Source organism: Pseudomonas sp. A1230 (assembly GCF_044218825.1).
Taxonomy (GTDB): Bacteria; Pseudomonadota; Gammaproteobacteria; order Pseudomonadales; family Pseudomonadaceae; genus Aquipseudomonas; species Aquipseudomonas iridis.
The window spans coordinates 4,993,399-5,011,986 of record NZ_CP162582.1 but is presented as its reverse complement, the minus strand read 5'-3'; the positions used below and the strand labels follow the sequence as shown (position 1 = coordinate 5,011,986).

General features: G+C 59.4%; 16 protein-coding genes. 9 read left to right on the top strand and 7 right to left on the bottom strand.

The window, feature by feature from the left end:
- Window positions 1-193: 193 nt before the first annotated feature.
- Together zigA and AB4P97_RS23465 are read left to right on the top strand one after the other, a co-directional pair.
- Window positions 194-1,399 (top strand): zinc metallochaperone GTPase ZigA, encoded by a 1,206-nt coding sequence (zigA, locus tag AB4P97_RS23470; protein WP_395601680.1) that lies wholly within the window; start codon window positions 194-196, stop codon window positions 1,397-1,399.
- Window positions 1,399-2,049: a DUF1826 domain-containing protein gene (locus tag AB4P97_RS23465; RefSeq protein ID WP_395601679.1), complete on the top strand. Its 651-nt coding sequence runs from the start codon at window positions 1,399-1,401 to the stop codon at window positions 2,047-2,049. The genes zigA and AB4P97_RS23465 overlap by 1 nt, the downstream gene beginning before the upstream one ends.
- Window positions 2,050-2,053: 4 nt before the next feature.
- Here AB4P97_RS23465 and AB4P97_RS23460 read toward each other — a convergent pair whose 3' ends face one another.
- On the bottom strand, window positions 2,054-2,410 hold the full coding sequence (locus AB4P97_RS23460; RefSeq protein ID WP_042561852.1) for a hypothetical protein: 357 nt from the start codon (window positions 2,408-2,410) through the stop codon (window positions 2,054-2,056).
- A 41-nt stretch (window positions 2,411-2,451) separates the two neighbouring features.
- Here AB4P97_RS23460 and AB4P97_RS23455 point away from each other — a divergent pair, with 41 nt between their 5' ends.
- On the top strand, window positions 2,452-3,417 hold the full coding sequence (locus AB4P97_RS23455) for a CobW family GTP-binding protein (RefSeq protein ID WP_395601678.1): 966 nt from the start codon (window positions 2,452-2,454) through the stop codon (window positions 3,415-3,417).
- 87 nt (window positions 3,418-3,504) lie between these two features.
- On the opposite strand, the gene AB4P97_RS23450 is transcribed toward AB4P97_RS23455, so the two are convergent.
- Window positions 3,505-3,918 carry a DUF3301 domain-containing protein gene (locus AB4P97_RS23450; RefSeq protein WP_042561850.1) on the bottom strand — a complete coding sequence of 138 codons (414 nt, stop codon included), beginning with the start codon at window positions 3,916-3,918 and terminating at the stop codon, window positions 3,505-3,507.
- Between the two features lie 117 nt (window positions 3,919-4,035).
- Here AB4P97_RS23450 and pdxY point away from each other — a divergent pair, with 117 nt between their 5' ends.
- The gene (gene pdxY / locus AB4P97_RS23445; protein WP_395601677.1) at window positions 4,036-4,908 is read left to right on the top strand and encodes a pyridoxal kinase PdxY; all 873 of its coding nucleotides are present in this window, start codon (window positions 4,036-4,038) and stop codon (window positions 4,906-4,908) included.
- Between the two features lie 102 nt (window positions 4,909-5,010).
- On the opposite strand, the gene AB4P97_RS23440 is transcribed toward pdxY, so the two are convergent.
- Window positions 5,011-5,493 (bottom strand): acyl-CoA thioesterase, encoded by a 483-nt coding sequence (locus tag AB4P97_RS23440; RefSeq protein WP_003229693.1) that lies wholly within the window; start codon window positions 5,491-5,493, stop codon window positions 5,011-5,013.
- 281 nt (window positions 5,494-5,774) lie between these two features.
- Between AB4P97_RS23440 and AB4P97_RS23435 the strand changes: the two genes are divergently transcribed.
- Window positions 5,775-7,538 (top strand): cation:proton antiporter, encoded by a 1,764-nt coding sequence (locus AB4P97_RS23435; protein ID WP_042561849.1) that lies wholly within the window; start codon window positions 5,775-5,777, stop codon window positions 7,536-7,538.
- 21 nt (window positions 7,539-7,559) lie between these two features.
- Here the strand turns inward: AB4P97_RS23435 and AB4P97_RS23430 are convergent, their stop codons facing one another.
- The 3 genes from AB4P97_RS23430 to uvrD all read right to left on the bottom strand — a co-directional run bounded on the left by AB4P97_RS23430 (window position 7,560) and on the right by uvrD (window position 11,457).
- Window positions 7,560-7,967 carry an SMI1/KNR4 family protein gene (locus tag AB4P97_RS23430; RefSeq protein ID WP_003187120.1) on the bottom strand — a complete coding sequence of 136 codons (408 nt, stop codon included), beginning with the start codon at window positions 7,965-7,967 and terminating at the stop codon, window positions 7,560-7,562.
- Window positions 7,968-8,105: 138 nt separating this feature from the next.
- The gene (locus tag AB4P97_RS23425) at window positions 8,106-8,978 is read right to left on the bottom strand and encodes a Tim44 domain-containing protein (protein ID WP_047304270.1); all 873 of its coding nucleotides are present in this window, start codon (window positions 8,976-8,978) and stop codon (window positions 8,106-8,108) included.
- A gap of 295 nt (window positions 8,979-9,273) precedes the next feature.
- The gene (uvrD, locus tag AB4P97_RS23420; RefSeq protein WP_042561847.1) at window positions 9,274-11,457 is read right to left on the bottom strand and encodes a DNA helicase II; all 2,184 of its coding nucleotides are present in this window, start codon (window positions 11,455-11,457) and stop codon (window positions 9,274-9,276) included.
- A 256-nt stretch (window positions 11,458-11,713) separates the two neighbouring features.
- On the opposite strand from uvrD, the gene AB4P97_RS23415 reads away from it, so the two are divergent.
- The 3 genes from AB4P97_RS23415 (at window position 11,714) to AB4P97_RS23405 (ending at window position 15,977) form a co-directional block, all read left to right on the top strand.
- Window positions 11,714-14,587 carry a putative bifunctional diguanylate cyclase/phosphodiesterase gene (locus tag AB4P97_RS23415; RefSeq protein WP_395601676.1) on the top strand — a complete coding sequence of 958 codons (2,874 nt, stop codon included), beginning with the start codon at window positions 11,714-11,716 and terminating at the stop codon, window positions 14,585-14,587.
- A 127-nt stretch (window positions 14,588-14,714) separates the two neighbouring features.
- Window positions 14,715-15,581 (top strand): transcriptional regulator HexR, encoded by an 867-nt coding sequence (hexR, locus tag AB4P97_RS23410; protein ID WP_042561845.1) that lies wholly within the window; start codon window positions 14,715-14,717, stop codon window positions 15,579-15,581.
- A gap of 183 nt (window positions 15,582-15,764) precedes the next feature.
- Window positions 15,765-15,977, top strand: a complete 213-nt coding sequence (locus AB4P97_RS23405; protein ID WP_047304266.1) for a PA3496 family putative envelope integrity protein — start codon at window positions 15,765-15,767, stop codon at window positions 15,975-15,977.
- Here AB4P97_RS23405 and AB4P97_RS23400 read toward each other — a convergent pair.
- Window positions 15,919-16,881: a LysR family transcriptional regulator gene (locus AB4P97_RS23400; protein ID WP_042561844.1), complete on the bottom strand. Its 963-nt coding sequence runs from the start codon at window positions 16,879-16,881 to the stop codon at window positions 15,919-15,921. The genes AB4P97_RS23405 and AB4P97_RS23400 overlap by 59 nt on opposite strands.
- A 190-nt stretch (window positions 16,882-17,071) precedes the next feature.
- Here AB4P97_RS23400 and AB4P97_RS23395 point away from each other — a divergent pair, with 190 nt between their 5' ends.
- A complete protein-coding gene (locus tag AB4P97_RS23395) occupies window positions 17,072-18,487 on the top strand; it encodes an acetyl-CoA carboxylase biotin carboxylase subunit (protein WP_042561843.1) in 1,416 nt (471 codons plus the stop codon).
- The last annotated feature ends 101 nt before the right edge of the window (window positions 18,488-18,588 follow it).

Genomic DNA, 18,588 nt, shown 5'->3' with positions numbered 1-18,588 from the left:
AGCTTCCGGCTGTTTGTAGATAAGGGTAAGAGCAGGGCTGGCCATTCTCTATTGTTATACTATAACATCAGTTTGAACTGAGCCTGAGCCGGCCGATTTCAAACGTTTACCTTCTGCGAACTCCGTATGAAGCCCAGAACGTCACGCGCTACGTAAAAGCGCTAATCGGCTGCCATCTAAAGAGGATTACCCAATGTCAGCCGCACTGCCTGTGACCGTTCTTTCAGGATTTCTTGGCGCTGGAAAAAGTACACTTTTGAATTACGTACTACGTAATCGCAAGGGTCTACGCGTGGCGGTCATCGTCAATGATATGAGCGAGATCAACATTGATGGCAGCGAAGTCCAGCGCGATGTCAGCCTGAACCGCGCTGAAGAGAAACTCGTGGAAATGAGCAACGGCTGTATCTGCTGTACGTTACGCGAAGACTTGCTCGAAGAAGTCAGCAAACTCGCGCGAGAAGGGCGGTTTGATTATTTGCTGATCGAATCCACCGGTATCTCGGAGCCATTACCCGTCGCAGAGACTTTCACCTTCCGCGATGAGCAAGGCCAAAGCCTCGCCGACATCGCCCGTCTGGACACCATGGTGACTGTAGTCGACGGCGTGAATTTCCTGCTCGACTACCAGGCCGCCGAAAGTCTTGCCTCTCGTGGTGAAACACTAGGCGAAGAGGACGAGCGCTCCATCACCGACTTGCTGATCGAGCAGATCGAGTTTGCCGACGTGCTGCTGATCAGCAAAATCGATCTGATCAGCCAGCACGAGCGCGAGGAATTGACCGCCATCCTCAAGCGGCTCAACGCACAAGCCGAAATCATCCCGATGGTGATGGGCGAAGTACCGTTGGAGAAGATTCTCAACACCGGCTGCTTCGACTTCGAGAAAGCTGCGCAAGCACCCGGCTGGTTAAAGGAGTTGCGCGGTGAGCACGTCGCGGAAACCGAAGAGTACGGGATTGCCTCCTCCGCCTACCGGGCGCGCCGACCGTTTCATCCGCAACGCTTTTTCAGCTTCATCGATCGTCCATGGCTCAACGGCAAGCTGCTGCGCTCCAAAGGGTTTTTCTGGCTGGCGAGCAAGCCCAACGATGCCGGCAGTTGGTCGCAGGCCGGTGGCTTGATGCGCCATGGTTTTGCCGGGCGCTGGTGGCGTTTCGTGCCGAAAAGCCAATGGCCGCAGGATCAGGAAAGTACCGTCGCGATCATGGAAAACTGGACACCGAGTGTCGGAGATTGCCGTCAGGAGTTGGTATTTATCGGTCAGAACATCAATTTCGTACAGCTATCTGCCGAGCTCGATGCGTGTCTGCTGACCGACGATGAAATGGCACTGGGTGCGGAAGGCTGGCGATTGCTGCCAGATCCATTCGGCCCTTGGCACGAAGAGGCCGCCTGATGCTTGCGATGACGCTGCTGCGAGACCGTACGCGCTCACAGCATCAGGGCCCGACCCCCAAGGCGCTGAGCCGAATTCTTGACGATGAAATAAACCTCGCCGTATGGCAGCGACATATGCCGCTGCACATCGCCGAATTCGCAAGGTTATTACTCTCGCTAAACGAACCGTTGGCAGAGTCGTTATGTCTGGAATTGGCCGACGAAGACGCCGAGCCTGATCTCAGCGGACTGGCCTCAGGCTTCCGCGATCTGGAAGGCTACGAAGGCTTCATCGCCGATCTGAAATGGCTGGTCAGTGCCTTCGCTTGCCTGCTCGGTGCGCGGCGTATCGGTTTGCGCCTGCGGGTGCTGGATAAAGCCATGTGCCCGCGGTTCCACGTCGATCATGTGCCGGTGCGCTTGATCACAACTTATGCTGGCGTCGGCAGTGAATGGCTGCGGGAGGGCGCCATGGATCGGCGCCAACTGGGCCAGGCCAACGCCGAGCCGACGGACACAACGCAGATCCAGCAACTCAAAAGCGGCGAGGTGGCGCTACTAAAAGGTGAAAAATGGCACGGCAATGAAGGTTTCGGCTTGATCCACCGCTCGCCGCAACCGGCACCGGGCGAGCGCCGTTTGATCCTGACCCTCGACTGGCTTGGCTAACGCTTCATGGCTTGAGCCATGTGCCCTGGCTCTGGCCTTCGCAGTAAGGCTTTAGATAAGCGGCATCAGTGGCGACGCCGTAATAGTGGATGTCCTGGCGATAGGGCATATTGGCAACTTGCGCGTTGTTGCACACGCCGAAAGCGCCGCTGGGGCATTGATCGACGTACTGCACGTCGACTTTCTGCCCGGCCAGCGCGGGTTGGCAAAAACCGTCGTTGAACAGTTTTGCCGGGATGTTGCGGTTCTGCTGGCAGACTTTAACGTCCAGCCGCTCGCCCTGACTGTGCACCACGCAGGCCTGAGCCAACACCTTGCTGGACACCAGCAGCAACAGCAACGACCATCCCATCCAACGCATTTTCAATCTCCTCAGAAACTTTCCTTAGAAAATCCCCGGCCATGTTGCAGAACATTCCTGTCCACGTCATCGCAGGCCCACTCGGCGCCGGCAAGACCAGCCTGATCCGCCAGCTCATGGCGCAACGCCCTGAAGGCGAGCGCTGGGCGGTGCTGATCAACGAGTTCGGTCAGATCGGCCTCGACGCCGCTCTACTGACCCGCGATGGCGATGGTATCGCACTGGGGGAAGTGGCCGGGGGCTGTTTGTGTTGCGTCAATGGGGCGCCGTTTCAGATTGGCCTTGGGCGTTTATTGCGCAAGGCGAAACCGGATCGGCTGTTTATCGAGCCCTCCGGACTGGGCCATCCTGCGCAGTTGCTCAAGCAATTGAGTGAAGCGCCATGGCTGGGTGTGCTGGCGGTTCAGCCGTGCGTTCTGGTGCTGGATGCCCAGGCACTCAATGCGGGGAAAGCGCTGCCGGCAGCGCAGCAGGATGCGTTGGCCAGTGCGGGTTTGCTGGTGTTGAACAAGGCCGAAAACCTTTCTGAAACTGGCAGGCAGAAGATTGCCAGTCAGTTGCCGCCAGTCAGACTCGTCTGGACGCAACAAGCGCAATTGCCCTTGAGCGAATTGCCGGGTCTGGCCGCGCGAGCGGTGGAGGGTGTGGATAACCTGATCGTACCCAAAGGATTGGCGCAGATGCCGGCGGTCTGGAGCGATCCGACACTGCCGATTTGCCTGAGCCAGGCCCAGGACGGGAGTTGGAGTATCGGTTGGCGTTGGCATCCGAGTCAGACGTTCGACTCACAAAAGGTCGCAGCCTGGCTGCAAAGCCTTGTCTGGAAAAGGGCAAAACTGGTTATCCACAGCACCAATGGCTGGGCTTCAGCGAATGCCCTGGAGAACGCTGATCTGCATTGGCAGCCCAGTGAATGGCGGCGCGATTCGCGGATCGAGCTGATTTTCGCTCAGGTGCAGGATGTTGGCGTGTTGCAGAACGCGTTAGCGGGTTGTCGAGTCGATTGAGATCAAAAGATCGCAGCCTTCGGCAGCTCCTACAGTGGATTTATGTGCACTGTGTAGGAGATGCCAAAGGATGAGATCTTTTGATTTCTACGGCTTCCACTTGGTGTGTTCCTGCCGCCACTGACTCAGCTCGATCACTTCAGCCCGTGGCTTGTGCACCTCGACAACCGGCGGCGTGTCATCGAACGGTGCCGGGTAGGGCGCCAATTCGATCTGCGCACTGTGGGCGCCGAACTGGGTGATGGTGCCGTTGTGGCGGCTTTCGCCAGTCACGGTGAACTCGAAGTTGTACACCCGCGCCAGTCGCCGGCGACCGCTGGCATCCTTGATAAAACCAATCTTCTTCAACGCGACGTTGCCGTCCAGCAGCTCCACACCGACGTTGATGCAATGCTGTTTGACCCGCTCCAGCGCCCGCTCGCGCAAGCCGTGGTTGTGCCATAGCCACGCGCCAGCGGCGGCGAACAGTATCAGCACGAAGATGTTTTCGAGGGTCAGCATCAACAATGAACTCCAAAAGTTAGCGCCAGCTTAACTGTGTCGCCGGTCTGTCGTACAGGCTGCGTTTCGTCGCATACTGCGCGGCTTGAATTTCAATCGTTTTACGGAAAAACCCGAATGAAACGTACGCCTCATCTGCTCGCCATTCAGTCTCATGTGGTGTTCGGCCACGCCGGCAATAGCGCCGCAGTATTTCCGATGCAGCGGGTCGGGGTGAATGTCTGGCCGCTCAACACGGTGCAGTTTTCCAATCACACCCAGTACGGCCAGTGGGCGGGCGAAGTGCTGGCGCCGCAACAGATTCCCGAACTGGTCGAAGGCATTGCGGCCATTGGCGAACTGGGCAATTGCGATGCGGTGCTGTCCGGCTATCTCGGCAGCGCAGCGCAGGGCCGGGCTATTCTCAGTGGCGTGGCGCGCATCAAATCGGTCAATCCGAAAGCGCTGTACCTGTGCGACCCGGTGATGGGCCATCCGGAGAAAGGTTGCAGCGTGCCAACGGAGGTCAGCGATTTCCTGCTGGAAGAAGCGGCGGCTGTGGCAGACATCATGTGTCCGAACCAGTTGGAGCTGGACAGTTTTTCCGGGCGCAAGCCGCAATCGCTGTTCGATTGCCTGGCAATGGCGAGGGCGCTTTTGGCTCGCGGGCCGAAAGCCATTCTGGTCAAGCATCTGGATTACCCGGGTAAACCGGCGGAGGGTTTCGAGATGTTGTTGGTGACCACCGAGGGCAGTTGGCACCTGCGCCGTCCGCTGCTGGCGTTTCCGCGTCAGCCGGTGGGCGTGGGCGATCTGACGTCCGGCCTGTTCCTGGCGCGCGTGCTGCTGGGCGACAGTCTGGTGGCAGCGTTCGAGTTCACGGCGGCAGCGGTGCATGAGGTGCTGCTGGAAACGCAGGCGTGCGCCAGTTACGAGCTGCAACTGGTGCGGGCGCAGGATCGCATTGCGCATCCGCGGGTGAAATTCGAGGCGACGGCAATCAGTTTGTAAGACTGCGTCGCCCCATTCGCGAGCAGGCTCGCTCCCACAGGTACCGCGTGAACCCTGTGGGAGCGAGCCTGCTCGCGAAAGCGGTCGTCAGATCGCTACCAATCAAGCGTCGCCCTTGATCTCCTGATAACGCTTTTCCAGCTCCTGGCGAATCTGCCGGCGTTGCTGCGCCTGCATGTAGCGGCGCTTGTCTTCGCTGTTCTGCGGCTGCAGCGGCGGCACAGCGGCCGGTTTGCGCTGGTCATCTACCGCGACCATGGTGAAGAAGCAGCTGTTGGTGTGGCGCACCGAGCGCTCGCGGATGTTTTCGGTGACGACTTTGATGCCGACTTCCATCGAGGTGTTGCCGGTGTAGTTGACCGACGCCAGGAAGGTCACCAGTTCGCCGACATGGATCGGCTCGCGGAAAATCACCTGATCCACAGACAGTGTCACCACGTAACGGCCGGCGTAGCGGCTCGCGCAGGCATAGGCCACTTCGTCGAGATATTTGAGCAGGGTGCCGCCGTGGACATTGCCAGAGAAATTGGCCATGTCGGGGGTCATCAGTACCGTCATCGACAGCTGGGCGTTTCCGGGTTCCATAACGTTCTCACGGATCAAGGCTGGTTTGCTGGAAGCACCTCTGCGGGTGCCTGGTCACTTTTCAAAAGCACCGTTATCGGGACGCCGGGCGACTGGCTTCCGTCACGCCGGGATCGATCTGTTTCCTAATATTGCACCGCCTTCCAGTGGGAAGTCGCGGTGTTAACCTGCAAAAGCCCTACCCAAGGGCAATTCCCACAAGAAAAGCGGATTTTTACCCTGGCTTGCTCAGATCTTTCTGATGTCTGACGACGAGCCTCGTCATTCAAGGAGCCCACGCCATGCATGCCATCAGTTTTATTCAGGACCTGGCAGTGATCATGTTGGTCGCGGGCGTGGTGACGGTGTTGTTCCATCGTTTCAAGCAGCCGGTGGTGCTCGGTTATATCGTCGCCGGCTTCATTATCGGCCCGCACACCCCACCGTTCGGCCTGATCCACGATGAAGAAACCATCAAGACACTTGCCGAGCTGGGGGTGATTTTCCTGATGTTCTGCCTCGGGCTGGAGTTCAGCCTGCGCAAGCTGTTCAAGGTGGGCGCCACGGCGTTCATCGCAGCGTTCCTCGAAATCGTCCTGATGATCTGGATCGGCTACGAAATCGGCCGCTGGTTCGACTGGAACACCATGGATTCGCTGTTCCTCGGCGCGATCCTGGCGATCTCTTCGACCACCATCATCGTCAAGGCGCTCAACGATCTGAAGATGAAGAACGAGCGCTTCGCACAGTTGATCTTCGGCGTCCTGATCGTTGAGGACATCCTCGGTATCGGCATCATTGCCTTGCTGTCGAGCATCGCGGTCAGCGGTACGGTGAGCTCCGGCGAAGTGTTTTCCACGGTCGGCAAATTGTCGCTATTCATGATCGTCGCGCTGGTAATCGGCATTCTGCTGGTGCCGCGTTTGCTGGCTTACGTCGCCAAATTCGAAAGCAACGAGATGCTGCTGATCACCGTGCTGGGCTTGTGTTTCGGCTTTTGCCTGCTGGTGGTCAAACTTGAATACAGCATGGTACTCGGCGCATTTCTGATCGGCGCGATCATGGCCGAGTCGCGGCAATTGCTGAAAATCGAGCGACTGATCGAACCGGTTCGCGACCTGTTCAGCGCAATCTTCTTCGTCGCCATCGGCCTGATGCTCGACCCGATGATTCTGCTGCAATACGCCTGGCCGATTGCCGTGATTACGGTAGCCGTGGTGCTCGGCAAGATGTTGTCCTGCGGGCTCGGTGCGTTTATCGCTGGCAATGACGGACGCACCTCACTGCGGGTAGGGATGGGACTTTCACAGATCGGCGAATTTTCCTTCATCATCGCCGCGCTGGGCATGACGCTGCAGGTCACCAGCAACTTCCTCTATCCGGTGGCCGTGGCCGTCTCGGTGATTACCACGCTCCTGACGCCGTACCTGATTCGCTCCGCCGATCCACTGTCGATCAAACTGGCCGCCGCGATGCCGCAGCGTTTAGGGCGGGTGCTGGGGATGTATGGCGAATGGCTGCGCAGCATTCAGCCGCAGGGCGAGGGGGCGATGCTGGCGTCGATTATCCGGCGAATCCTGTTGCAGGTCGGGGTCAATCTGGCGCTGGTCATCGCGATCTTCTTCTCGGGTGCGTTCTTCGCCGAGCGTATCTCGATGTATCTGCAAGACTGGATCAGCGATCCGAGCTGGCAGAAAGCGTTGATCTGGGGTGGGGCTTTGCTGGTGTCGTTGCCGTTTCTGATCGCGGCCTATCGCAAGCTCAAGGCGCTATCGATGCTGTTGGCCGAGATGGGCGTGAAGCCGGAGATGGCGGGGCGGCACACGCAGCGAGTGCGCCGGGTGATCTCCGAGGTGATCCCGATTCTCTCGCTGCTGGTGATTTTCCTGCTGCTGGCAGCCTTGTCGGCCAGTATTCTGCCGACCAACAAGTTGCTGGTGCTGATCGCCGTGGTCGCGGCCGCCGTGGCGGCGCTGCTCTGGCGCTGGTTTATCCGCGTGCACACGCGGATGCAGGTGGCCTTGCTGGAAACCCTCGACAACCACAAGGAGTCGTCGGGGCACTGACCACCCGGGGCGTTTGGCCGATCAGCTTTCCAGCCAGACGTCCCGCGCCCAATGCCAGACCGATTCCCAGGTTTCTTCGGCAATCAGCTCTTCCTCGGCTTGCCACAACACCACAGTGCCGTCTTCTTCGACACAGTAGTAGTCGTCGCCGTCCTGGCAGATTGGAATCAGGCTGCGATCCACGCCGGCATCCCAAGCGTTGGCGGCGACATCCGGCAAGTAGGTGTGCGATTGCGGGTCGGTGACAGTTACCGGCTCCAGGCTACCGTAAACCACGTCGCTGACCGTCAGCAAAAACTCCCTGAAGACAAACGGAATATCGATGAACAGTTGTTCTTCGATTTCAACCAGCAGGTCTTCGTCAGGCAACTCCAAAGGAACCGGTACCGGTTCGTTGGCTTCGCGCAGTTGTTCGATAATTTCTTCCACGTCCGGGATCCTCTTGCTTGTATGGCGCGGTTTATATGGGCCGGTTTATACAGTAGCTTGCTATAGATGCAACCGCGAAATAGAAAAACCCCGGACAAGTCCGGGGTTTTTGTTACCGCATGCTTAACGCAGAGGGGATCAGCCGTTCTGGCGGATACCGGCCACCAGCCAAGGCTGGTTCTCGCCCTGCGGACGTTCCATGTTCCAGCTTTCGCTGAACACTTCGCCCTGGTCGAAACGCGAGGTCTTCGACACACCGCTGAAGGTCAGGGTGGCGATGGTCTTGTCGGCACGGTCATCTACGCCGTCCAGTTGAACCTGGAGGTTGTCGATGTAGGTCGACTGGAAGGCGTCGCCCAGATCCGCACGCTCACGCTTGAGGAACTCGAGCATCTGCGGGGTCACGAACTCGGCGATCTTGTCCATTTCGTTAGCGTCCCAGTGCTGCTGCAGCGACTGGAAGTGGCTGCGTGCAGCTTCAAGGAAGCTCTGCTCATTGAACCAGGCAGGTGCGTTGATTACCGGACGGGCGGCAGCAGGTGCAGCCGAACCACCGAAGATCGAACCCATGCCGGCAGGCTTCTGCTCGAACACTTCACGCTGCATTGGCGCGCCAGCTGGAGCCAGGTGCTCCTGCTGCTTGCGGCGACGAGCGGCGATGAAGCGGAAGATCACAAACGCGATCACGGCCATGATCAGGATGTCGAAGATCTGCATGCCCTGGAAGCCGCCGCCCATGAACATGGAAGCGAGCAGACCACCGGCGGCGATACCGGCCAGAGGGCCGAGCCATTTCGAAGCACCGCCGGCCTTGGCAGCAGCGCCAGCGGCACCGGCAGCACCAGCGGTCGCAGCAGCGCCGCCAGCTGCGGAAGAAGGAGCCATTTGGCTGGTCTGGTGCGACGGCGCAGCGCCGGCGCTTTTGCCACCACCAAAGCGCTTGGCGTTGGCGTCGAGGCTCATCGTCAGGCCGATGCACAACGCCATGGCGATGCTAAGAAAACGTTTCATAAAGGGAATTCCCGTTTGTGGAGACACGCGCGCCATGTTGCACAGCTGAAGTGTTACTGGCTAGCGAGAGAGTGTTTCGGGCTTTTGCCTGACAGGTTACGTTCAGCTCCGTCGGGGCAATCAGCGGATGTACTTTTGGCTGTAGGAAAAGGCGATTGGTTCAGAGCGATTGGGGGTTACAGCGCAGAATCCTGTGGGAGCGAGCCCGCTCGCGAAAGCCACACCGAGGTTTATCAGATAAACCGTAGTGATTTCCTTCGCGAGCAGGCTCGCACCCACAGAAAAGCGATCGGTGTCAGATAGCTTCCAGCTTCGCGTAACCGAGCATCAGCCACTTGCTGCCTTCGCCGAAGTTCACCTGCACCCGCGCCTGTGCACCCGCGCCTTCGAAGTTGAGGATCACGCCGTCGCCAAAGACCGAATGGCGCACCGCCTGACCCAGGCTGAAGCCGGTTTCCGGAATCTCGCTGCCGCTAAACAGATTGCTGCCACTCATCGACTGGTTGCCGCCGAACGGACGGCTGACGCTGTTCGACAAACGGACTTCCTGAATCAGACCTTTCGGCACTTCTCGTACGAAACGCGAGACCTTGTTGTAGGTTTCGCTGCCGTACAGGCGTCGGGTTTCAGCGTAGGTCATCACCAGGTTTTGCATCGCCCGGGTGATACCGACGTAGGCCAAGCGTCGTTCTTCTTCAAGACGCCCCGGTTCTTCCAGGCTCATCTTGTGCGGGAACAGGCCTTCTTCCATGCCCACGAGGAACACGTAAGGGAATTCCAGGCCTTTGGCGCTGTGCAGGGTCATCAACTGAATGCTGTCTTCGTGCTCGTCGGCCTGAGTGTCGCCGGCCTCCAGCGAAGCGTGGCCAAGGAATGCTGCCAGTGGCGTCAGTTCTTCGTCTTCTTCAGTGTTCTCGAAGTTGCGCGCGGCGCTGACCAGTTCCTCAAGGTTTTCTACCCGAGCCTGGCCTTTCTCGCCTTTTTCCGCTTCGTGATAGGCGATCAGACCGGATTGCTCGATGACGGTTTGGGTCATCAAGTGAAGCGGCATCTCCGCGCATTTGGCAGCGAGGTTCTCGATCAGCTCGATGAACGCACCCAGCGCACCCGCAGCACGACCGGTCAGGCCTTTATTGGCGACCAACAGGCGCATGCCTTCCCACATCGACACATCGCTGTGGCGCGCATGCTCGCGAATCGCTTCAACGGTTTTCTCGCCGATGCCGCGAGCCGGGACGTTGATCACTCGTTCCAGCGCAGCATCGTTGCCCCGACCTTCGAGCAAACGCAGATACGCCATGGCGTTCTTGATTTCCGCACGCTCGAAGAAGCGCTGGCCGCCATAGATGCGGTACGGAATGCGTTCACGTAGCAATGCTTCTTCCAAAACGCGTGATTGGGCGTTGGAACGGTACAGAATCGCGATATCGCTGCGAGCCAGGCCGGTTTTGAGCGCACTTTCGATGGTTTCGACAACGTAGCGTGCTTCGTCGTGTTCGTTGAACGCGGCGTACAGATTGATCGCCTCGCCGTCGCCGCCGTCCGTCCACAGCTCTTTGCCCAGGCGTCCGGTGTTGTTGGCGATCAGGGCGTTGGCCGCTTTCAGGATGCCGGCAGTGGAGCGGTAGTTCTGCTCCAGGCGAATGGTCACGGCGTCCGGGAAGTCGGCGGAGTATTGATGGATGTTTTCGATCTTCGCCCCGCGCCAGCCGTAAATCGACTGGTCGTCGTCGCCGACCACCATCAGGCTGTCGCCACCCTTGCCGAGCAGGCGCAACCAGGCGTACTGCACGGCGTTGGTGTCCTGGAACTCATCCACCAGAATGTGCCGGAAGCGCTTCTGATAATGCGCCAGCAAGCCGGGGTGGTCGCGCCACAAGTCGAGAGCGCGCAGCAGCAGTTCGGAGAAGTCGATAACACCGGCGCGCAGGCAGGCAGCCTCGTAGGCCTCGTAAATGCCGCGCATGGTGGCCAGATACAAGTCGCCGCTGGCCTGAATGTGTTGCGGACGCAGACCTTCGTCTTTCTGTCCATTAATGAACCATTGGGCCTGACGGGCCGGCCAGCGTTGCTCGTCCAGGCCCAGCTCGCGGATTACCCGCTTGACCAGCCGTTGCTGGTCGTCGCTGTCGAGAATCTGGAAGGTCTGGCTCAGCCCGGCTTCCTGCCAGTGCGCCCGCAACAAGCGGTGCGCGAGGCCGTGGAAGGTGCCGACCCACATGCCAGCCGGGTTGATACCCAGCAACTGCTCGATGCGGTGACGCATCTCGGCAGCGGCCTTGTTGGTGAAGGTCACCGACAGGATGGAGTGGGGCGAGGCGTTTTCGACCTGGATCAACCAGGCGATACGGTGCACCAGCACTCGGGTTTTACCGGAGCCGGCACCGGCCAGGACCAACTGACGGCCAACGGGGGCTGCTACGGCCTGGCGTTGGGCATCGTTGAGGGAGTTCAGCAGAAGGGAGAGGTCATCGCGCATCGGGGCATTCTAGGGTGCGCCGCAGGCCCGGGCAAACCGAGCTTTGCATTAGCCGATGAAAGTGCCGTCAATGACGACCGGTCGGTCACTGGCTACAGGCGTCAGCCCGCCTCACTCTGCGGGTTCTGCCGGCACCGAGGGAGGGAAAAGTTTCGATGAAATTGTGGTCCGGAGCAGTTTGGCAACGGGATCGGCTTGTGTATGCTCCGTCCACGTTTCGGGCGCACGCCCCCTTATAAGAACAAGAACGTTGCCCATGACCCTCAGCGCCGAACTGTCGGGCCCCTCTGTGGAACCCCGGGTTATCCGCAAGCACTACGCCGTCGAGATGGCGGTCGAGCGCACGCGTCTGCTGTATCAGGGCTCTTTATTGCCTACGCTGTTCATGTTGATCAATGGTCTGGTCTGCGCCGGTTTGCTCTGGAGCCCGCAGCGCTATTTCGTGGTCAGCGTCTGGCTGGTGTGGTTGTTGTCGCTGGTGGCTTTACGTGTGATTCAGGTGGCCGCGTTCGACTCCGCCATCCCCAGTCGCCAGGCCCAGCCGATCTGGCGCCGGATGTTCCTGCTCGGTTCGACCATGACCGGCCTGACCCTGGCCGGTGCGGGCATCGCGCTGGTACCCGCCGACAACTTCATGCAGCAAGCCTGGGTTTTCGGCCTGATCGGCGCCGCGACCCTGTCGGCCAGTGTCGCCTACGCGGTGAGTCTGCCGGCATTTCTGTCGTTTACCTTGCCCTGTCTGCTGCCGGCGATCGGTTATCTGTTTTGGGGCGGTGACGAGCAGGCGCGCGGTTGGGGCTGGCTCGGGCTGATTCTGTTGGGATCGCTGAGCGTGGTGGCGTGGCAGGTCAATCGTCTGATCGATCGTGGTTTGCTGCGGCGCTTCCAGAATCAGCACCTGATCGAACATCTGCAGCAGACACAGGCGCGCAGCGAGCAGCTCAATCAAGAACTGGCGACTGAAATAGACCATCGGCGCTGCGCCGAGGGCAAGTTGCGCGAAGCTCAGGTCGAGCTGGAAGACCGCGTCGCCCTGCGCAGCCGCGAGCTGGACGCTGCCAATCAGGCCTTGAGCAAAAGCGAAACACGTCTGGCGCTGGCGTTGAAGGCCAGTGAGTTGGGGCTGTGGGACTGGAATCTGCAAACCGACGAAGTCCACCACACGCAGATCCAGGAACTGTTCGGTCTGGCCCCGGAATATGTCACCGCCATCCTGCGCGACCTCAAACCGCGGCTGCACCCTGAAGACGTGCCACCACTCAAACAGGCGTTGATCGAGCATCTGAAGGGCCGCAGCGAGGACTATCAGATCGAGTACCGCGTGCGTCACGGCGATGGCCATTGGGTCTGGATCGAGGACCGGGGCCGCGCCGTAGAGCGCAGTGAAAGTGGGCGAGTGATCCGCATGGTCGGCACTCGCCGGGATATCAGCGCCAGCAAGAGCCTCGAAGAGCAGCAGCGCCTGGCGGCAACGGTGTTCGAAGCGGCCAGCGAAGGCATTGTGATTTTCGACCCGAATTACACACTGATCGCGATCAATCAGGCGTTCAGCCGGGTCACCGGTTACGGCATTGATGAAATGCTCGGGCGTAATGTGGTCGAGCTGCCATGCAGTCGCGATGCCCGCCGCCACTACGTCGCCATCCGCACCGCCCTTGAGCAGTACGGCAGTTGGCAGGGCGAATTGGTGGAGACCCGCAAGAACGGTGAACTGTATCCGCAATGGCTCCAACTCAACGCAGTACGCGATAGTCGGGGAAATGTCGGTCATATCGTGGGCTTCTTCGCCGATCTTTCCGCGCGGCGTGAATCCGAAGAGCGCATGCGTTATTTGACGCACTACGACGAACTTACCGGTCTGGCCAACCGCTCGCTGTTTCGCGAACGGCTGCATGAAGCCCACCAACGGTTTCGGCAGGGCGGACGGCGCAGTCTGGCGCTGCTGCACATCAATCTGGATCGCTTCAAACTGCTCAACGACAGCCTGGGTCATGAAATCGCTGACCAGATGCTGCAGAAGATGGCTCGCCGGTTGGTCAACGCCTTGCCGGAAGCCGACACGATCGCCCGCTTATCTGGCGACGAGTTCGCTGTGCTGTTCGATGCCTACGGCAACCTGTCGAGTCTGGCGCGGGTCGCCACACGGCTGTCGGCCAAGCTGCGCCTGCCGCTGACCGTTGACGGGCACGAATTGGTGGTCAGCGCCTCGATGGGCATCAGCATGCTGCCGGACAACGCACGGGAGATCTCCGCGCTGGTCAGCCAGTCGAACATGGCCATGCAACATGCCAAACATCTGGGCGGCAATAATTTCCAGTTCTACACCGAAAGCCTGCAAGCCAGCACCCTTGAGCGATTGCAGCTGGAAAACCAGTTGCGCAAAGCTATCGATGAGAAGCAGTTACAGGTGTTCTATCAGCCCAAGCTGTGCCTGGAGTCGGGGCGCTTGAATGCGGCGGAAGCCCTGGTGCGCTGGGATCATCCGAGCATGGGTCAGGTGCCGCCGGGGGACTTCATCGGGCTGGCCGAGGAAACCGGATTGATCGGGCCGATCGGCGAATTCGTGCTGCGCCAGGCTTGCTGGCAGGCGTGCGAATGGCAGCGTCAGGGGCTGGCGCCGATTCGCGTTTCGGTGAACCTGTCGGTGCACCAGTTGCGCCAAGGCAAGCTGGTCAGTCTGGTGCGACAAGTGCTGGAAGAAACCGGGCTGGCGCCGCACTACCTCGAACTCGAACTGACTGAAAGTCAGCTGCTCGACAGCGTTGAGCACATCATCGCGACGTTCCAGCAACTGCGCGATCTGGGGGTGAAACTGGCCATCGATGATTTCGGCACCGGGTATTCGTCGCTGAGTTATCTCAAGCGCATCCCGGTGGACTACGTGAAGATCGATCAAGCGTTCATTCGTGGTTTGGGCGAGAGCAGTGAAGATGCGGCAATCACCCGGGCGATCATCGCCATGGCCCATGGGCTGTCGCTGAAAGTGGTGGCTGAGGGGGTAGAGCGCGAGGAGCAGCTGGAATTTTTGCGCGCCGAGCGCTGTGATGAAGTGCAGGGTTATCTGATCAGCCGACCCGTTGAAGCTGCCGCTCTGGCCGGGCTTTTGCGTGCGCAGGAAAACCCGCTTTAAGGGCTACATGCACGCCATCGCGCCTGATATGGGGACATGGAGTTACGCATTGAGCAGGCAAAAAGCCAATTCATGTAGTATAACTACAAGCTTGCTACATCCCCGACCATAACAAGAGTCCAGCCCCTTGAATCTGCTGCAACACATCGCCCAGTCACGTCACCTGTTACGCAAGTCGGAGCTCAAGGTCGCCGACCACGTGCTGCTTGACCCTGCGGCAGTGATGCACAGTTCCATGGCCGACCTGGCCCACAACGTCGGCATCAGTGAGCCGACCATCGTGCGCTTTTGTCGCGCCATCGGTTGTTCCGGCTTTCAGGATCTGAAACTGAAACTGGCGCAGAGTCTGGCCGCCGGTGCCAGTTTCGGCCAGTTCGCGATCCATGAAGACGACTCGGTCGCTGATTACAGCCTGAAGATTTTCGACACCACGCTGCACACGTTGATGGAGGTTCGCGAGAAGCTCGATCCGGTGGAATTGCAGCGTGCGGTGACCTTGATGTCGCAGGCGCAGCGCGTCGAGTTCTATGGCTTTGGCGCGTCGGGCGCGGTGGCAGCGGATGCGCAACACAAGTTCTTCCGCCTGCTGCTGACGGCGGCGGCCTACTCCGATCCGCACATGCAGGCGATGTCGGCGGTAACGTTGAAGCCGACTGACGTGGCGATCTGCATTTCCCAGTCCGGGCGCTCCAAGGATTTGCTGATCACCGCCAACCTGGTGCGCGAGAGCGGCGCTTCGCTGATCACGCTGTGCCCGAGCCAGACGCCATTGGCGGAACTGTCGACGGTCAATCTGGCGATCGATGTGCATGAAGACACCGAAATCTATACGCCGCTGACTTCGCGCATTGCTCACCTGGTGGTAATCGACGTGCTGGCCATGGGCGTGGCCATGGCGCGGGGGCCGAGCCTGGTCAACCACCTCAAGAGCGTGAAGCGCAGTCTGCGTAGCTTGCGTTTGTCTCCGAAAGCAGTGAAAGCACTGGATGACTAAGATCAAAAGATCGCAGCCTTCGGCAGTTCCTACGGGTGTGCGCATTCCCTTGTAGGAGCTGCCGAAGGCCGCGATCTTTTGCTGTTTGATGCAAACCTTCATCAGTCTGTAACCATGACGCAGCCAAACCGTCATCCCCCGCGCCTATCGTGAAACTCCCGTAATCGCCTTGGGAGACTCGAAATGGCTCAGCCCTACGAAGAACGCAACAGCGCAGCGAAAACCCGTCGTCAGCAGGAAGACCAGCGCCGCATGGAGTTCCGTCGCGCAATCGAAGATCGCTATGAACTTCGTCAGCTTCAGGCCGAAATCGGCGGTTTTCCCGAGGAAGTCGAACTCAATTATTGGCAGGCGGCACCGGCAGCTTCCCGTCGAAGCGCTCAACCAGCGCGCTGATCTGCACGCGTTCGCTGCGGATAAACGCCAGGAAGGCGTGCGCCACTGGTGACAAGCGCTTGGCTTTGGCTTGTACCAGGCACCAGCTTCGCAACAGCGGTAACTCCTCGACCGGCAACTCGACCAGGCCGCCGGTCGCCAGCTCCAGGTTCAGGGCGTGGCGCGTCAACAGCGCCAGGCCCAGACCCGCCGCCACGCATTCACGTTGTGCTTCGGCCGAGGCCACCTCTTGAGTCTGGGTGAAGTGCACGCGCTTCTCTTTGAAATACTCTTCGCACGCCAGTCGCGTGCCCGAGCCGGGTTCGCGGATCAATAGCGTGTACGGCTCAAGATCCTGCAAACGCAGCGGCCCCATATGCGCCAGTGGATGATCCGGGCGAGCCGCGGCGACAATCGGATTATTGAGAAATGGAAGGAATTCCAGCCCCATGTCCTGCGGCACCATCGACATGATCACCAGATCATCGCGGTTGTCGGAAAGACGTCGGATCACCTGGCCACGATTGACCACGGTCAGTTGCAGGTTCACTTCCGGATGCTGGCGTTTAAACGCCGCGAACAGATGTGGCACGAAATACTTGGCGCTCGACTCCACCGCCAGCTTTAGTTGGCCCTGCAGCGAGCCCTGCATGTCCGACAGCTGCATGTCGAGGTTCTCCAGGCGGCCGAAGATGTCTCGACTGGCACGCTGAAGGGCTTCGGCGGCCTCGGTCATGTAGAGTTTTTTGCCGACATAATCGAATAATGGCTGCCCGATCAGCTCTTCGAGCTGACGAATCTGTAGGCTGACGGCCGGTTGTGTGAGCGACATTTCCTCGGCTGCGCGGCTGTAAGAGCGTAAATCACACACTTCATTGAAGATCTGTAACTGGCGTAATGTCATACGCATCAGTGACTTACGCATTTTATTCAGGCTCAGGGTTCGGGTGGATTTTTCAACTATAAGTGTTTACTTATGCCTAACCCAATAATTATTCATTTTTGTTAATCCCTTGCGAGCGCTAGTGTGGAGACGCGACCAAATTGAAACATTTGGTCACGCGTCGACCTGGGTCTAGCAGGTCGTGGTGCCACCGGCTCAAGGGAACCTCCAAGTGATAAAAAAGATCCTGATCGCCAACCGTGGTGAGATTGCCGTACGAATCGTGCGAGCCTGCGCCGAGATGGGCATTCGCTCGGTTGCGATTTTTTCCGACGCCGACCGGCATGCGCTGCATGTGAAGCGTGCGGACGAGGCCCACAGCATTGGTGCCGAACCACTGGCCGGTTACCTCAACCCGCGCAAGCTGGTGAACCTCGCGGTGGAAACTGGCTGCGATGCACTGCATCCCGGTTACGGTTTCCTGTCGGAAAACGCCGAACTGGCAGACATCTGCGCCGAGCGCGGAATCAAATTCATCGGCCCGTCGGCAGAAGTCATTCGCCGCATGGGCGACAAGACCGAAGCGCGCCGCAGCATGATCAAGGCTGGCGTGCCGGTTACGCCAGGCACCGAGGGCAACGTGGCGGACATCGCCGAAGCCCTGACCGAAGGTGACCGCATCGGCTATCCGGTGATGCTCAAGGCCACCTCCGGTGGTGGCGGTCGCGGTATCCGACGCTGCAACAGTCGCGAAGAACTCGAACAGAATTTCCCCCGCGTTATCTCCGAGGCCACCAAGGCCTTCGGTTCGGCGGAAGTGTTCCTGGAAAAATGCATCGTCAATCCCAAACACATCGAAGCGCAGATCCTCGGCGACAGCTTCGGCAACGTCGTGCATCTGTTCGAGCGTGACTGCTCGATCCAGCGTCGCAACCAGAAGCTGATTGAAATCGCCCCAAGCCCGCAACTGACCCCGGAACAGCGCGCCTACATCGGCGACCTGTCGGTGCGTGCAGCCAAAGCCGTGGGCTACGAGAATGCCGGTACCGTGGAGTTCCTGCTCGCCGAGGGCGAGGTGTACTTCATGGAGATGAACACCCGGGTGCAGGTCGAACACACCATCACCGAAGAAATCACCGGGATCGACATCGTCCGCGAGCAGATCCGGATTGCTTCCGGCCTGCCGCTGTCGGTCAAGCAGGAAGACATCCAGCACCGTGGTTTCGCGTTGCAGTTCCGCATCAACGCTGAAGACCCGAAAAACAACTTCCTGCCGAGCTTCGGCAAGATCACCCGTTACTACGCCCCCGGCGGGCCGGGTGTGCGCACCGACACGGCGATCTACACCGGTTACACCATCCCGCCGTTCTACGACTCGATGTGCCTGAAACTGGTGGTCTGGGCATTGACCTGGGAAGAGGCGATGGACCGTGGCCTTCGCGCCCTCGACGACATGCGCCTGCAAGGCGTGAAGACCACCGCCGCGTACTACCAGGAAATCCTGCGCAACCCGGAATTCCGTAGCGGCCAGTTCAATACCAGCTTCGTTGAAAGCCACCCTGAACTGACCAACTACTCGATCAAGCGCAAACCCGAAGAGCTGGCCTTGGCCATCGCTGCCGCCATCGCCGCCCACGCAGGCCTATGAATGAAGCAGCTGCGAGCTTTTAGCTGCAAGCGGCAAGTAAAAGCAGATTGGCTTTTTCTTGCAGCTCTTAGCTTGAAGCTTGCCGCTATGAGGAGATACCA

Coding starts and splice junctions, on each gene's coding strand:
- AB4P97_RS23415 (WP_395601676.1), top strand. CDS start 11,714: ATGACCCTCAGCGCCGAACTGTCGGGCCCCTCTGTGGAACCCCGGGTT.
- AB4P97_RS23450 (WP_042561850.1), bottom strand. CDS start 3,918: ATGCTGACCCTCGAAAACATCTTCGTGCTGATACTGTTCGCCGCCGCT.
- zigA (WP_395601680.1), top strand. CDS start 194: ATGTCAGCCGCACTGCCTGTGACCGTTCTTTCAGGATTTCTTGGCGCT.
- AB4P97_RS23465 (WP_395601679.1), top strand. CDS start 1,399: ATGCTTGCGATGACGCTGCTGCGAGACCGTACGCGCTCACAGCATCAG.
- AB4P97_RS23435 (WP_042561849.1), top strand. CDS start 5,775: ATGCATGCCATCAGTTTTATTCAGGACCTGGCAGTGATCATGTTGGTC.
- AB4P97_RS23425 (WP_047304270.1), bottom strand. CDS start 8,978: ATGAAACGTTTTCTTAGCATCGCCATGGCGTTGTGCATCGGCCTGACG.
- pdxY (WP_395601677.1), top strand. CDS start 4,036: ATGAAACGTACGCCTCATCTGCTCGCCATTCAGTCTCATGTGGTGTTC.
- AB4P97_RS23460 (WP_042561852.1), bottom strand. CDS start 2,410: ATGCGTTGGATGGGATGGTCGTTGCTGTTGCTGCTGGTGTCCAGCAAG.
- AB4P97_RS23440 (WP_003229693.1), bottom strand. CDS start 5,493: ATGGAACCCGGAAACGCCCAGCTGTCGATGACGGTACTGATGACCCCC.
- uvrD (WP_042561847.1), bottom strand. CDS start 11,457: ATGCGCGATGACCTCTCCCTTCTGCTGAACTCCCTCAACGATGCCCAA.
- AB4P97_RS23400 (WP_042561844.1), bottom strand. CDS start 16,881: ATGCGTAAGTCACTGATGCGTATGACATTACGCCAGTTACAGATCTTC.
- AB4P97_RS23455 (WP_395601678.1), top strand. CDS start 2,452: ATGTTGCAGAACATTCCTGTCCACGTCATCGCAGGCCCACTCGGCGCC.
- AB4P97_RS23405 (WP_047304266.1), top strand. CDS start 15,765: ATGGCTCAGCCCTACGAAGAACGCAACAGCGCAGCGAAAACCCGTCGT.